Origin of the sequence: Dyadobacter sp. 22481 (assembly GCF_052044875.1) — a bacterium.
Taxonomy (GTDB): Bacteria; Bacteroidota; Bacteroidia; order Cytophagales; family Spirosomataceae; genus Dyadobacter; species Dyadobacter endophyticus.
This window is the reverse complement of record NZ_JBQENV010000002.1, coordinates 250,488-265,917: the sequence shown is the minus strand read 5'-3', so window position 1 is coordinate 265,917 and position 15,430 is coordinate 250,488. Positions and strand designations below refer to the sequence as shown.

Annotated in this window: 9 protein-coding genes and 1 tRNA gene; 2 read left to right on the top strand and 8 right to left on the bottom strand. The window is 48.5% G+C overall.

Features of this window, described 5'->3' with window-relative positions; all coding sequences use genetic code 11:
• Nucleotides 1-206 precede the first annotated feature (206 nt).
• Nucleotides 207-1,979: a hypothetical protein gene (locus ACTJJJ_RS11200; protein WP_440701829.1), complete on the top strand. Its 1,773-nt coding sequence runs from the start codon at nt 207-209 to the stop codon at nt 1,977-1,979.
• A gap of 300 nt (nt 1,980-2,279) precedes the next feature.
• Here ACTJJJ_RS11200 and ACTJJJ_RS11195 read toward each other — a convergent pair whose 3' ends face one another.
• The 8 genes from ACTJJJ_RS11195 to ACTJJJ_RS11160 all read right to left on the bottom strand — a co-directional run bounded on the left by ACTJJJ_RS11195 (nt 2,280) and on the right by ACTJJJ_RS11160 (nt 14,709).
• Nucleotides 2,280-3,500, bottom strand: a complete 1,221-nt coding sequence (locus ACTJJJ_RS11195) for a site-specific integrase (RefSeq protein WP_440701828.1) — start codon at nt 3,498-3,500, stop codon at nt 2,280-2,282.
• Nucleotides 3,501-3,748: 248 nt separating this feature from the next.
• Nucleotides 3,749-3,824 (bottom strand) — tRNA-His (locus ACTJJJ_RS11190).
• Between the two features lie 126 nt (nt 3,825-3,950).
• Nucleotides 3,951-4,559 (bottom strand): superoxide dismutase, encoded by a 609-nt coding sequence (locus ACTJJJ_RS11185; protein ID WP_188938845.1) that lies wholly within the window; start codon nt 4,557-4,559, stop codon nt 3,951-3,953.
• Between the two features lie 64 nt (nt 4,560-4,623).
• Nucleotides 4,624-5,076, bottom strand: a complete 453-nt coding sequence (locus tag ACTJJJ_RS11180) for a nucleoside deaminase (RefSeq protein WP_440701827.1) — start codon at nt 5,074-5,076, stop codon at nt 4,624-4,626.
• 71 nt (nt 5,077-5,147) lie between these two features.
• A complete protein-coding gene (locus ACTJJJ_RS11175; protein WP_440701826.1) occupies nt 5,148-9,515 on the bottom strand; it encodes a T9SS type A sorting domain-containing protein in 4,368 nt (1,455 codons plus the stop codon).
• Nucleotides 9,516-9,592: 77 nt separating this feature from the next.
• On the bottom strand, nt 9,593-12,649 hold the full coding sequence (locus ACTJJJ_RS11170) for a glycoside hydrolase family 3 N-terminal domain-containing protein (RefSeq protein ID WP_440701825.1): 3,057 nt from the start codon (nt 12,647-12,649) through the stop codon (nt 9,593-9,595).
• 182 nt (nt 12,650-12,831) lie between these two features.
• Entirely contained in the window at nt 12,832-13,542 is a 711-nt protein-coding gene (locus ACTJJJ_RS11165; protein ID WP_440701824.1) for an ATP-binding cassette domain-containing protein, read from the bottom strand.
• Between the two features lie 51 nt (nt 13,543-13,593).
• Nucleotides 13,594-14,709, bottom strand: coding sequence for an acyltransferase family protein (locus tag ACTJJJ_RS11160; protein WP_188938850.1), 1,116 nt, complete (start codon nt 14,707-14,709; stop codon nt 13,594-13,596).
• A gap of 232 nt (nt 14,710-14,941) precedes the next feature.
• Here ACTJJJ_RS11160 and ACTJJJ_RS11155 point away from each other — a divergent pair, with 232 nt between their 5' ends.
• On the top strand, nt 14,942-15,409 hold the full coding sequence (locus ACTJJJ_RS11155) for a hypothetical protein (RefSeq protein WP_440701823.1): 468 nt from the start codon (nt 14,942-14,944) through the stop codon (nt 15,407-15,409).
• Nucleotides 15,410-15,430 lie beyond the last annotated feature (21 nt).

The following is a 15,430-nucleotide window of genomic DNA, read 5'->3' as shown; positions in this document are numbered from 1 at the left end:
ACTCCTGGCGTTATGTTGGCCGAAAATATAATTACCCAGAGTGCTATCAACCGTCGATATTCGAGCACTAGGATTTCGCATTGGGATATACTTGCACGGCCTTGGGTTGCTGGCCGAAAGCAAAAAGCCCAACTTTCAAGTAGCATAGACATTTTCAGTTTTTTTGCGTAGGTGAGGTTGTACCGATAAGTCAGATTTTATTTTAAATGAAACGTAAACAAAAATTACGACCTAAGTCAAATATCAAATTTCAGAATCATGTATTATTAACTAGATCTGACTTCTTCCCATCGGAGACGCTTTCGCCAGCGGAATATCTCATTGGAATACCTAAGATCATACTTATTCAGTATGCCGCTAAATTTCTTCTTCACTACGATCATCAATCTAATGACGAGACTCCAGAACAATTTTTGGAGAAATATTTTGCAAATTATAGTGATAGGACATATATCGAATGGATAAAAATCATTCAGTCTAAACGAACATCATATGGGACTAGTGTTGCAATTGTCTATCCAATTTCTTGTTATAAATTCTTTGAGTATGCTTTACGGCAAGATGGAAACATAGAGCCAGACTTTGATAAATCATTTATTGAAAGATCAAATATCAATATATTAAAGTGCTTTCTCGCTATAAATGAAGAGTTCAGGAACAAAGAGTTGTCTGCTTTTGAAGGCCTTCAAAGAGATCACCCCGAAAATGCATCAATTTTAATATCATTCTTGGGCTCTATGATGGAGTCTGATATGACAAAATTTGTTCCAAGTATTAGCTTCATAACGCAACTAGCGAAGTCTAGATACCTATTTGCCTTTCTACTCGGGGATAAAGAAGCTCGGAAACTACTCAGCTTGTACCTTTCAGAAATTGGCCTCACTTCTGCGAATGACTATTTTGCAAAGCTGGCGTTCCTTCTCCAGGAGAGTCAGAAAAGAGACCCGATTACCGGTATGGCGGCATTCACGCTTGATGAGCATCAATTTCCGAAATTATCTCGGTTTGTTAAGCATATCCTCGCTACAGACGTATCCGATGAACCGGATTTTTTATCTATTCGAAATAACCCGATAGTTGAATTACGGCCTAGTACGTATCATATTGTACATGACAAGTTTTTATTTGACAAGCTTTACATGGGGTTGTTTTTTGGCTTAAATTCTACCTATAAGAATAAAAAGCTGAATTTTCTGAATGATTTTATGGGTTATTTTGGGGAATCATTTTTTGAGCAGCACCTATGCTATAAAATCCTAGAGAACACTTTGAGTGGAAATGCGATACGATTGTCTGGCCTCGACATCAAATATAAAAGACAACAGACTGGTAATAAACGGGATGGTGAGCCAGACTATTACATTAGAAATTGGGATAATATTTTTTTGTTCGAAATAAAAAATAATCTTATACGAAGCTCAATTAAGTATTCATTTGATTTTGAAAATATTGAGTCACATTTAAAAACTAGATTTATTTATGACCCAAAGGGAAAAAAAGATGGAATTGTAAAGCAAATATCGAATAACATTGATTTGATTTTGTCTGGCGATCTAGATTACGATGATATAAGCCAACCTGCACGGAATTGGATTTACCCGGTGGCTATTTTACCAGAAGAAACATATAGTTCGTATGGTCTAAACTTTTTGGCAAACACCTGGTTTAGAGACGAGTTGGATGGTCGAGCAGGAGACAACAATGATAAGTATCGAAAGGTCAAGCCGCTAGTTATAATAACGATTGATACCTTACTAATAGCTAACCATCTTATCAAGCAAAAGAAAGGGACAATGAAGCAGCTTCTTGATGGTTATATCAACAATCATATGAAAATTAATAACAAGAACAATCAGCGAATTTCGTTTTCGATGTACGTATATAATTTCAGTAGGTCATCAAACATCGACTATTCGCTGGCTCAGGTTGAGGCAGACGTGAATTTCGATGTCAGGCTCGACGATATGGCGAGCGAGTAACAATTCTAAAGCCCCGATTAGTATGCGTATAGAAAGTCGTTTCAACTAATTCTTCATCAGGTTAAGCGAAAGTAGTTTCTCTGCAAGGCGGCCATGACCTGACCCGTGCAACCGTGTGCAAAAGGATTGACTAAAAGTTTTGGTGATTTCGTTTGACCAACTTAGGCAGTCTTCGCAGATGCGAAGACTGCCTAACTGTCTGATCCCATGCACTTTTCAGCTTCGTCAATTCAGCGATATCCAAAAGCTCAAAGGTATCTGTGGTTCAATGAAATCTTTTGATAGCCAACGAATTGTTTATCAATTGCCCTTCAGCCGCTCCCGCAACCCCTTCATATCCTCACTAATCTTCACATCCAAAATCTTAGCATAAATCATAGTCTGCTTCAAAGACCGATGTCCAAGCATCTTGGAAACCGTCTCAATCGGCACCTTGTTACTCAGCGTCACGGTAGTAGCGAAAGTATGCCGCGCAATATGAAAGGTGAGCGTCTTTGAAATCCCGCACAGATTCGCAATCTCCTTCAAGTAAGCATTCATCTTTTGGTTACTCAATACCGGGAGCACAACGCCCTTATTGCAGCACTGCGGATGCTCTTTATACTTCTCGATGATGTCAAGCGCAGTAGGCAACAACGGAATACGTGTAGGCGCATCCGTTTTTTGGCGGGCGGTATCGATCCACGGCTCGCCGTCCATGCCGACAACGATATCCGTGGTCTTCAATTGCTTCACATCCACATAAGCAAGTCCCGTGTAGCAGCAGAATAGAAAGATGTCCCGCACCTGGCTGATCCTTTCGACCTCAAACACTTTTTCAGTTAGCCGTTTCAACTCGTCCCTGGACAAAGGATTCTTCACTACCTCCTTCTTGGTTAGCTTGAAGCCCTGAAACGGATCTTTCTTCAACCATTTGTTATTGACACATATCAGCACGACCTTCTTCAAATTGCTCATGTATTTAATCGCCGAGTTGTGGTTGCAACCTCGCGCGCTACGGAGCCAGAAATTAAATTCGGTGATGAATTCAAAGTTCAGATCTTTGATCTCCATATCATCCTTCTTGTACTTCCACTTGATGAAGGAAGCGGTATGTTCCTTGGCGGTCTTATAGCGCTTCAAAGTGAGCGGCGCGAACTCCTGGCCGACTAGTGCCTCCATTTGCTCGTTGTGACGCTGAAAAACTTCGAGAATCGTACGAGTCTCATTGCTTTTACCAAGCAACACATTCTTTAATGCCTCGGCTGACAATTCCTTATCATCCTCAATCAACATCTTCTTAGCCTGAAAAACTTTTGAGCTCAGCATGTCAAGATAGGCATTGAGCGTGCGGGTGTCTTCTTTTTGGCCGATGGCTCGGCCTGCGTCGACATTCCATCTGGCGGGGCTCCATAGCTGTTTTGTGGACATTTCGACGGGCTTGCCATCGACGGTAATTCTCAGGTAAACGTAACGTAAACCATCCTTCTGATTCTTGGCTTGTTTTAGATAGAAAAACAGGCCGAAAGTTTTTTCCAACATGACGCTAGCATTTAAGTGGTTAAATATCGCGTTACCAGCCTTTTCAAACAAGATGTTTATCCCGTGAACATGTTGTCAATCAGAAACTTACGGGCATTTTCCAGCGTCTTTTTTCGCAAAGCGTCGAACTACACGAATGACGCCGGAAAACATGGGAATTTTTGCATTTTTTGATACAATCTGAAAAACAAAAATGCCCGCAAATCATTGATTTACAGGCATTTTGTTTGACTTTGAACTTATTTCAAGGGAGGGAGACGGGTCTCGAACCCGCGACCTCTAGAACCACAATCTAGCGCTCTAACCGACTGAGCTACAACCTCCGTTTTAGTTGTATCGAATGGGCTAAGCCCTGTTTCGAGGACACAAAATTAGGAAAAGGTTTGCAGCTTGCAAGATATTTCACAAATTTTTTACAAACTACAAACCGTTCCCCAAGCCGTAGCTTGATTATTTAGCCGCAGTGTACAGTGCGTCAGCCGCTTTCCAATCTACAACGTTCCAATAGGCGTCGATGTAGTCGGGGCGCTTGTTTTGATATTTCAGGTAATATGCGTGCTCCCATACGTCTAGGCCGATCACCGGAGTTCCTTTTACTTCCGCGATGTCCATCAATGGGTTGTCCTGGTTGGGAGAAGAAGTGATCGCGATTTCTCCGCCTTCTTTGACGATCAACCAAGCCCAGCCTGAGCCGAAACGACCGATTGAAGCTTTTTTAAACTCATCCTTAAATGCCTGGAATGAACCGAATTTCGCGGTGATGGCTTTGCCCAGTTCGCCGGTTGGTTCGCCGCCGCCGGTCGACGAGAGTGATTTCCAGAAAAAAGTATGGTTCCAGTGACCGCCGCCATTGTTGCGTACGGGTGCCGGTGCTTTGCTGATGCCAGCCAAAAGTTCCTCTATGGTTTTGCCTTCCAACTCGGTGCCTGCTACTGCTGCATTCAGATTGGTAACATATGCCTGGTGGTGACGGTCGTGATGTATCTCCATGGTCAATGCATCGAAGTGTGGCTCCAAAGCATTGTTTGCGTAAGGTAAGGGATCCAGTGTAAATGCCATTTTCAGTGTAGTTTAATGATTATAAAAATTGTTATACCAGATAGGCTAACAGCAGAATGCACCTTTATGTTCTTAATTCCCTGAAAAATTTGAGTAGTAACTGCTGGGATTCCATGGCCATAATGCCGGTTACAAGTTTAGTTTTCGGGTGTAAAAGTGGTTGCTTGATCTTCGAAAATCCACGCTTCTCGTCCTGTGCGCCTACGACGACCCGCCTGACCTGCGTCCAGTAGAGCGCCCCCGCACACATCACGCAAGGTTCCAGCGTCACATACAGGGTGCAATCGGTGAGGTATTTGGAGCCGAGGTGGTCGGCGGCGGCGGTGATGGCGATCATCTCGGCGTGAGCGGTGACGTCGTTCAGGCGCTCTGTCTGGTTATAACCCCTTCCAATGATCCTGTCTTTGGCAACGACGAGCGCGCCAACTGGTATTTCGCCTTCTTCATATGCTTTACGGGCAAGCGCAAGGGCTTCCTCCATAAAGTAATGGTCCATAATGTCTGCCTGTATATCCATATGCCTGTAAAGAAAACGGGACATCCATTGCGTTGCAACAAATGTCCCGTGGTATTTTTTAGAATTAACTATCAGGGTTTCATCACACGCTGAACGGTGCTCAGATTGCCATTCTGAATGCGCAGCAAGTAAAGTCCCGAAGGATAATTGGCAAAATCAACTTCTGTTTTTTGCTGTTTAATCGCCTGGGTCGAACGCGGGCGACCATTGAGGTCTACCACTTCGATGCTCGCTTGTTTTGGCGAAATAGTGCCGGTCACTTCAACAGTGCATTTGCCGTTGATCACAGTCGGGTAAACCTTCGCCCAATCTGCCGGAACTGGTGGCTCGACACCCAGGATTGGGTCAACCTGCACTCTGACAGTACCAACGCCCCTGCCGGTCCCGCAGCTATTGGTTATTTTGGTAATAGCGTACGTGGTGGTCGTCTTCGGGGCCAGCTTGAAGTTGTAAGGAGTTGCATTGGCCGTAATCAGCGTGTCCTTTACGCCGTTGTTCAGCGTGAATGTCCAGGGTGACTTTCCGGTAATTTCGGCTTTCAAGTCGGCGGTTTCGCCTACGAGAATGGTTTGTGTTCCTGTCAATGTCGCAACCGGCAGCGGGCTTGCATTAACTGTGATCGGGCTTACGCTTCCTTTCACTGTAAAGTCCGGATTGGCTCCCGAGCTGATCACGCGATAAAAATAGGTTCCTCCCTTGGTAGTATCAGGGAATGTGGCCGATACTGAATTCGCTGTGGCGGTCGACGAAATCGTATAGAATTTGGCGTCTACATTTTCCTTCGATACCTGCAATTTGAAGGTATTACCCTGAGGGAAATCACCGGACTGCTGGAAAGGCACGATAAACGGTTTGCTAGCACAAATCTCCGAAACCGAAGCGTTTCCTGTGTTAATGGTAGGTACTTTCACGGTAACCACCGCTTTACCGCCAATAGTGCCCGGACCGCAGATATTGCTAACTTCGGTGAGGAGGTAGCTGGTGGTTGTGATCGGCTTAACCTGCACCTGATGGTCGGCCTGATTAGTGGTTGCGGTGTCGCCGCTGGATAAAACATAATGCCACGGACCGTCGCCTGTAAACTTGATGTTAATAGTCGCTGTCTGTCCCAGATCGATCGTTGGATTGCCTGAGATGGTCGCGGAAGGCAATGGTTTGATATGGATTTTGATTTCTTCTTTCGGGCTTTCGCAGCCGTTGGACCCAGTTTGCGTTACATAGAACGAGTAATCCTGGACTTTCGCCGTGAAAGGAGTGAACGGAACACCCTGGAACTCCGTGTCGTCTGCTGCACGGTACCATTTCAGAATCGTTCCGGTTGCATCGAGTACCGGTGCGGTTGCATTCTGGCAGTATTCGAGGTAGGTTTTGGTGGTTGGCTTCGGCGTCGTATTTACTTTCACATCGATCTTGGCGCGGTCGCCTGGGCAGCCAGCCAAGGTTTGTCCGACATAATAGGAAGTCGTGCCACCTTCGGCTGTCGATGGTGTGGGGGCATTTGGACTTGCGCTGCCACCCGTTGCGTTGGTTCCATACCAATCCAGAGTTGCATTCGTTACCGCTGTTGCTTTAAGTGGCTCCGCTGTGATAAACTGGCAGTATTCAATCAGTGACTGCGGAATACCCGGAACGCCTGGAAGCGGCTTTACGAGGACTTTCTGTGCCACGCGCGTAGTGCTTTCGCAGCCTTTGTTCGTTACTTGTGTTGCGTAATATGTCGTTTCTCCTGCATTTTTTAGATTGATAGAAGGCACACTTGGGCTTGCAGTACCACCGGTAGCTGCTGTGTACCAGTTCAAAGTATTGCCGTCCGATGCCTGCGTCGGGAATGCGTAGTTTTTATCCGTACGCTCCTGGCAGAAAGCTTCTGATAATGCGCTTACAGCTCCCGGAGTTGCGTTGATCACTACGTCGAGTTTGGCCCGGGGACTTTCGCATGAAAGGCTGCCGTAGGTGTTAGACTGGGTCACATAATAAGATGTTGTTCCCACTGTCGTTGCGGTTGGCGTGGGCGCAGTAGCAGAGCCACTACCGCCGGTAGGTCCGGAGTACCATTTGTAAACACCCCCTGATGGAGTCAATGCAACAGGTTTCGCTCCAACGCAATAGTTGACGGGCGTCACTACCGTTGGAGCCGCAGGAGTATCTTTAATGATTACATCGATTTTCGCTCTTGGGCCTTCACACAAGCCGGATGACGTCTGGCTTACATAATAACTGGTAGTGCCTACGGTAGAAGTTACCGGTACGGGAGCGCCATCCAGCGCATTACCACCGCTGGGAGCCGTGTACCATTTAAGCCCACTACCCGTTGCCGTTAATGGCGTTGCTGTCGAGTTCTGACAGAGGTTTACCGTTGCAGTTACGGTAGGAGCAGTAGAGAGATTCTTTACGGTTACCTGGATCTCCGCTCTTTCACTTTCACAGCCATTCAAAGTCTGTGTTACATAATAGCTTTTGGTGCCGACCGCATTAGTGGTCGGTGTCGGTGCAGTGCTTGATCCCGTACCACCGGAAGCAGCAGCATACCATTTTAGTCCGGTTCCGGTAGCAGTAAGCTGAGCTGCTGTTGCATTGAGACAGTAGTCTAGATTTGCGACTCCCGGCTTGTCAGTCTTGTTAATGGTAACTTTTATTTCGGCTCTTGCACTCTCACAAGCACCTACGGTTTGTGACACGTAATAGCTCGTAACGCCTTCCACTGCGCTCGAAGGCTTAGGCGCGGTGGTCGTGCTTGCGCCGCCTGATGCCTGAGTATACCATTTCAGATTAGAGCCTGTGGCGGTGAGGGTGGCCGTTGTGGCGCCGAGACAATATGAGACATTACTCACGCCAGGCGCTGCTGGCGGTGTACACGCATTAACGGTAACCACAATTTGCGCCCTCGCACTTTCACATCCACCGACTGTTTGAGATACGTAATAAGATGTGCTTCCCGGCGCTGCTGTTGAAGGGGTTGGAGCTGTTGGCGAAGACGTTCCCCCGGTTGCATTGGTTCCGTACCATTTTAAATTGGTTCCCGTTGCGGTCAATGGAACGGCAGCATCGCCTACTGTATAAGATTTGTTGGCAACGGCGGGTGCTGCCGGCGGAGTACAGGCAGTGACGGTAACCACAATTTGCGCTCTTGTGCTTTCACACCCACCCACAGTTTGAGAAACGTAATAGGATGTACTTCCCGGAGTTGTTGTCGAAGGGGTTGGTGCAGTCGCGGAAGCAGTTCCACCTGTTGCATCGGTTCCGTACCATTTCAAATTGGTTCCTGTTGCGGTCAATGGAACGGCAGCATCGCCTACTGTATAAGATTTGTTGGCAACGGCGGGTGCTGCCGGCGGAGTACAGGCAGTGACGGTAACGACGATTTGCGCCCTCGCGCTTTCACATCCACCCACAGTTTGAGATACATAATAGGATGCATTGCCGGGAGTTGTTGTCGAAGGGGTTGGGGCAGTCGCGGAAGCAGTTCCCCCGGTTGCATCGGTTCCGTACCATTTCAAATTGGTTCCTGTTGCGGTCAAAGGAACGGCTGCATCGCCTACTGTATAAGATTTGTTGGCAACGGTGGGTGCCGCGGGTGGAGTACAGGCAGTGACGGTAACCACAATTTGCGCTCTTGCACTCTCACATCCACCCACAGTTTGAGATACATAATAGGATGTACTTCCGGGAGTTGTTGTCGAAGGGGTTGGAGCAGTTGCGGAAGCAGTTCCACCGGTTGCATCGGTTCCGTACCATTTCAAATTGGTTCCTGTTGCGGTCAAAGGAACGGCTGCATCGCCTACTGTATAAGATTTGTTGGCAACGGTGGGTGCTGCCGGCGGCGTACAAGCAGTCACAATCACGTCTATTTTAGCACGGGCGCTTTCGCATCCCGCAGGCTTTTGAGAGACATAATAGCTCTTAGTACCAGGTGTATCGGTAGAAGGAGTTATAGATGCAACACCGGTTCCGCCGGTAGGGTCGGTATACCACAGCAAACCGGTAGCAGGTGTGGCTGTTAATGCTACTGCGCTTGTTCCCTGAACATAATTAACAGGCGTAGTCACCGTAGGCGTTGCGGGGACTGCATTCACCGTTAAGGCGCTTTCAGATCCCGTTGCAATCGTAGCCGCTACCAACTTGGATATGATGCGGATCTTGTAAGCAGATCCCGCCGCAGTTCCGCCTGGAATAGTGGCAGTAATAGGAGAAGCAGTAGCATTTCCAATCTCCACCGGAGCTCCGAAGGCTCCCGCTGCATCAGACAATTGTGCGATGAAACTGGTTAACGGTGCTACGGTTCCCGTGGTGGTAAATGGCACCGAAACCTCCCCTCCCGCGCAAGCTGGTGATGGGGTGATCGCCCCCGTGGTAATTGTCGTTTGTCCGAATGAAGCTGCCAGGCAGAACAGCGTGGCGAAAATGGTAAGGAAACTCTCTTTAATAAATGTTCTTTTCATGTATCTGTCTAAATATCTTTCCGCTAACCTTTTGACTGGTAAAGTTAGAGATATTTTTCAAATACGCTGAAGGTGATTTAAGGAAGCTGGCTTTTCCGTTGAATCAAAGAACTGTACACTACGTCCTGAATTTTGCGGCGTGTACGCTGGGTAGTAATCGCCGTGTTTTCCGCATCGGGACTGACTCGGTTGGAGAGGAATACAAACACCAGGTCTTCCTCGGGGTCGACCCAAACCATCGTGCCCGTGAAACCCGTGTGCCCGAAGGAGTTGACGGAGGTCAGCGGCGATACATAGGAACTGTTGCCATCTGCCGGCGCCTTGTCCCAGCCCAGCCCGCGATGATGCGACTCGTCGTACATGCGGGAGAAGAACGGCACCGTGGCTTGTTCGTAATAACGTTTTCCGGCGTAATTGCCCTTCCAAAGATTCATTTGAAGTAAAACGGCCAGGTCGCGTGCCGTGCCAAACAGGCCCGCATGCCCGGAAACGCCTCCGACGATGGCGGCCATCTGATCGTGCACCGTCCCTTGCAGCAGCTGTCCGCGGAAACGGTAATCCTGTTCGGTAGGTGCGATCTGTTTTTCAGGAAAACGACGCAACGGATTAAAGCCGAGATAGGCCAGGCCCAGCGGCTCATAAATGTTGGCAGCCACAAAAACATCCAGCGGCTGGCCGGTTATTCTTTCTACAATTTTTTGCAGGGTCAAAAAGCCGAGATCGCTGTACAAATAACCGTAAGTACCAGCCCGGTCGCGGCGGTTGTTCATCGGCGATTCTACCACCCATTTCCATACGGAATCGCGCAATGCACCTTTGGCAAAAAGCTTGGGCGCTACCTGCAAATAGTAGGCGGTATCCTGTTTTGAGCTGTAATATTCGGGCAGCAGCCCTCCGGCGCTGGTTTTGGTTCGATCCCAAAGCGAGGGGTAGAACGAAATCAGGCCCGAGCGGTGCAGGAGCAGGTCGCGGACGGTGAAGTTCTGTTTGGTAGTACCTGCCAGTTCCGGGAGATACTTCGATGCTTTTTCGTCCAGTCCGATCTGCTTCCGGTCGTAAAGCAGCATTACGGCCTGCAATGTGGCCGAAACCTTCGTGACCGAAGCAAGGTCGTAAATCGTTTCGGGCGTTACGCGGTCGTTGGTCCGGTAGCTTAGCCCGCCGAACTGTTTTTCGTAAATGATCTTACCCTGTCTGGCCACGAGTACTTCGCAGCCAGGGAAAACGTGATCATTCACCGCCGCCGTAGCGATTTCATCGATTTTTCTAAGCGAAATACCATCCATACCCACGCTCTCCGGTGTGCCGAATGCAATGCGATTGATGGAAGTTGTACTCACACCAGTCCCCGTTTTATAAGCCAATACCGAGACCGGCAGACGCCCTTTCGAACTCAGCGCGCCAAAAATGATCTGCGGAACGATTTCCTGCTGGTCTTTCCCGTCCTGATTGGCGCAGATCAGCGCGTCGGTTACTGGGAAGTATTGAATGCTGTATGGCGTGCCGAAGAGGCAAAGGATCACTTTTTTGTTCTGCTGTTTGAGCTGGTTTACAAAATCGGCCATGCCTGTGGTAACCCCGTAATTCCTGCCCGGCTTGGAGCTGATGCCGTGAATATCGACGATCACAGTATTGTAAGGTTCCAGGTAACCCAGCATTTCGGTAATCTGCTCCTGCGACGACGGCCCGTCGTAGAACGAATAGCTCCGCATCGGTTTGTAGGTCGAAAGCATTTTCTGGAATGCCGTACTACTACCCTCGCCAATGCTTACGGACGCGATATTGTTGTCCATCACCGAGCCGATGGGAAGGAGGTTATTGTCGTTTTTCACGACGGTCACCGAAGCTTCGCACAGCTCGCGGTAGAGCTCATTGCTCTTCTCGCTGTTCAGGTCGGCGCACAGATTATTAATGTCAATAGGCTGGTATTTGCTCAATCCGGCCCAGTATTTAGCCTGCAAAATGCGTTTGACCTTATCGTCGATGATCTTTTCGCTGATCAGTTTCTGGTTAATAGCGTCTTTAACGCGGGTTACCGTTTCGGCAATGCTCTCGGGGTAAAGCAGCACATCGTTCCCAGCTACCAGTGCTTTCAGGTTCACGTCGGCGGCTTTGCCGTTTTTAAGCACGCCGCGCATGTTCATGGCATCGGTAAATACCAGTCCGCGGAAGCCCAGGTCTTTACGAAGCAAGCCATTTACAACCTTGTCGGAGAGCGAACTGGCCTGGTTGGCTGTGTTATCCAATGCAGGAATGTACAAATGCGCATTGAGAACGCCCATCAGGCTGTCCGCAATCATCTCACGGTAGGGGTACAGGTCCGTATTGCTGAGTTGTTCCAAAGAATGCGTCAGCACCGGCAATGTGAAATGCGAATCCGCATCGGTATCACCATGGCCGGGGAAATGCTTGGCGGTAGCGATAATGCGGCTGTGCTGCAAGCCTTTCATATAGGCGATCGACTTCCGGGCTACATTCTCTTTGTCCTCACCGAACGAACGTATACCAATCACCGGGTTGTCCGCATTGCTGTTGATATCCGAGACCGGCGCGAAGTTAATTTGGATGCCAAGGCGTTTGCACTGGCGGGCGATGTCCTCGCCCATGCGGTAAATCAACCGATCGTCCTGGATCGAGCCGAGTACCATTTGTTTGGGAAAGGAAATCGTACTGTCGAGGCGCATACCGAGGCCCCATTCGCCATCGATACCGATAAAAAGCGGGATGTTGGAATGCGACTGGTAGCGGTTTGTAAGTTGTGCCTGGCCTACCGGTCCGCCTTGAAAGAATATAAGGCCGCCGATCTGGTAGTCGTTGACCAGCTTGTCGATGTATTTGTAATGGGATTCGTCACGGTTCGAGTAAGTAGCTACCATGAAAAGCTGGCCGATCTTCTGCTCGATACTCAGGGATTTGAGGGTACTGTCCACCCATTCGTTTTCGGGCAGGACGAGCACCGGATCGCGGCGCTTTTTGGGGGTTTTGTGTTTGGGTTCAACAACAGCAGGCTCCTTTTTGACCGCTATTGCCGTCACCGTCATCATTTTCCAGGCAACAGAAGCCATAGAGGTAAGCACCACCAGCGCTACTACAATCACAACAACACGAAACCGGCTGAACCACCAATTTTTCATACCTGAAAACACTGACTTAACGAGGGAATGTTAGGTTTACCACTTCAATAACTGACATTGGATTTCATCAAAAGTTACAACAATAACAAATTTTCAGCGCTTTAAATCCAGGAAAATATGGTTTTAATGCAATTCTAATATTTGCTTAACCGAATATCGTCTTGATAACTACTGTCGGAACATCAAGCTTGCTGCGTGAGCTTCCTGAAAATATCTTCCAGCGAATCGCCCGTGTCTCGGAGCTCCTGCAACGAACTGTCACTCACTACTTTTCCTTTGTTGATGATGATCACGCGGTCGCATAATGCTTCCACTTCCTGCATAATGTGCGTGGAAAAGAGCACTGTTTTGTCCTTCCCGGCCGTACGGATCACCTCGCGGATCTCCTGGATCTGGTTAGGGTCGAGGCCGGTCGTCGGTTCGTCGAGGATCAGCACGTCCGGATTGTGCAAAAAAGACTGCGCTAACCCGACGCGCTGCCGGTAACCTTTGGAAAGCTGTCCGATCTTCTTCCGGCGCTCAGGTTCCAACCCGCACATCGCGATCACCTCGTCGACCCTTGCCTTCAATGCGGCTCCATTCATTCCGTACAGTTTTCCTGAAAAGAGCAGGAGTTCCGTTACGTACATGTCCAGGTACAGCGGGTTATGCTCGGGCAAGTAGCCGATAGCCCTGCGCGCGGGCATAGGTTCCTGTATCACATCGAAATCCGAAACTTTGGCGAGGCCTTCGGTTGGTTTGAGATAGCCGGTCAGGATTTTCATCGTCGTCGATTTTCCGGCCCCATTCGGACCTAGAAAACCCACAATTTCACCTTTTTTAAGATTAAATGAAATCCCGTCGACCGCACGCTGCGTTCCGTAAACCTTGGTCAAGTTGGCGACTTGGATCATATTTTAATGTTGAATGTGTGAATGACGGAATGCTTGACCATTCCTGACATTTTATACTTTTAAAAACAATTTGTTTCTGTAAAGTAAATACATAAATGCCCATTGTACGGCGATAAATGCAATTACTTCGCCCACCGCCTCTGCTCCATGCGGTAAATAGCTTAGTAATCCGCCGAACAATGCCCGGGACGTATAACCAAAGTCGATGAACCGTCCGACCATATAAATGACGATCGAATTCATCCCTATTACTACAAAGAACAACACCCATTTTCGGTAGTTGAGCACATCCACGACCCAGTAGAACAATGCGAGCAGCAATGTACTAAACCCACCTGCGCACAGTACGAACGAGCTGGTCCAGAGGTTTTTATTGATAGGAAAAAAATGATCCCAGACGAGGCAGACCAGCAGACTAACAATTCCTGCAAAAACCAGGTAAATGACTTTGCTCTTCTGAGAAATGATTTCGTGGCTGGTTCTGAGCAGCTCGCCCGCGAAAATGCCCATCAGACCGGTAGCTATGGCTGGAATCGTCGAAACGAGTCCTTCGGGATCGTGAATGGTGAGGTGCAGGCGGCCAGGGATAAGCATTTTGTCGATATAGCTGGCCGGGTTGCAATCGATCGTTAGGAAGCCCGCTCCGCAGCCAGGGACGGGATAGAACATCATAAACAGGTAATAGCCGATGAGCAGCCCACCGAACCAGATCCATCGTGCCCGGAAACCGAAATAGAGGTAAATAATCTGAGCAAACATCCCTGCGAGCCCGATCCGCGCGAGCACGCTCGGGTAGCGCATCTGCGACCATTCCGTTTCGAAAAGGCCATTGTTGTAAATGATGCCCAGAATAACCAGGATAATGCCTCGTTGAATCACCTTGCGGATCAGCTGTGAGGGCGGGACCCCCTTTTCGAGGCGGCTGCCCAATGAAAAGGGCGTTGAAACACCGGCCATGAAAAGGAAAGTGGGGAAAATGAGATCATAGGCACGGAAACCGTTCCAATCGGGGTGGGTAAACTGGTGTGCCAGGAATATCGCCCACGACCAGCCGGTCACTTTGGCGAGCACATGGAAAATCTCTTCGCCACCGGAAATCCAGAACATATCAAAACCACGCAACGTATCCAGGGACAATAACCTTTGTGAAGGAGCACTATCTTTCATCTGACAAAACAGGGTGTAGGGAAATAAAATTTGGAAAATTGAATGGAGTTTGAAATAAAACCAATAGCAACTACTGTAAAGATTGCAAAAAATACCATTCGAACTTCCTTGTAAAACTATATTTATTTGAATAAGTCTATAAGTCTCACGGATAATGAAAAAGAGGGGTGGTATATAATGGCCGGCAGAAAGACCGTTATAAGCATCGAATTTTTAACCCATCATCACCCCCATGAAAAGAATCCTGACACTGATCTTCGCCCTCGGCCTGCTACTGGGCAGCCTTGCCAATTCCACATCATTCGCACAGAGCCGCCGGAGCGACGTCCGCGGCGACGACCGCCGCGGTAGCGACCGCCGCGGTAGCGACCGGCGCAGCGACGACGGTTTCGAAAGTGGTGATCCCGCCGTGAATAGCAAGCTCAACAACCGGCGGCTCGAAAAGAACATGGACAAGTATGCCGATCAGCTTCAACTCAGCAAGCGGCAGCAAAAACAGCTCAAAAAGATTGATCGCCGTTACGCGAGAATGGAAAGGAAAATGGAGCGCCGTGGCGACAATAAACGAAGCGACCGCAAACGCCTTGCCGAAGAAAAGCGGATTGAGATTATTGAAATACTAACGCCCGATCAGCAGCAGACACTGGAAGCACTGTCGAAAAAAGGGCGGTTTAGCTTCGAGCAGTTGTTTGGAAGGTAAACCTTTCAATGGCCGAAATCA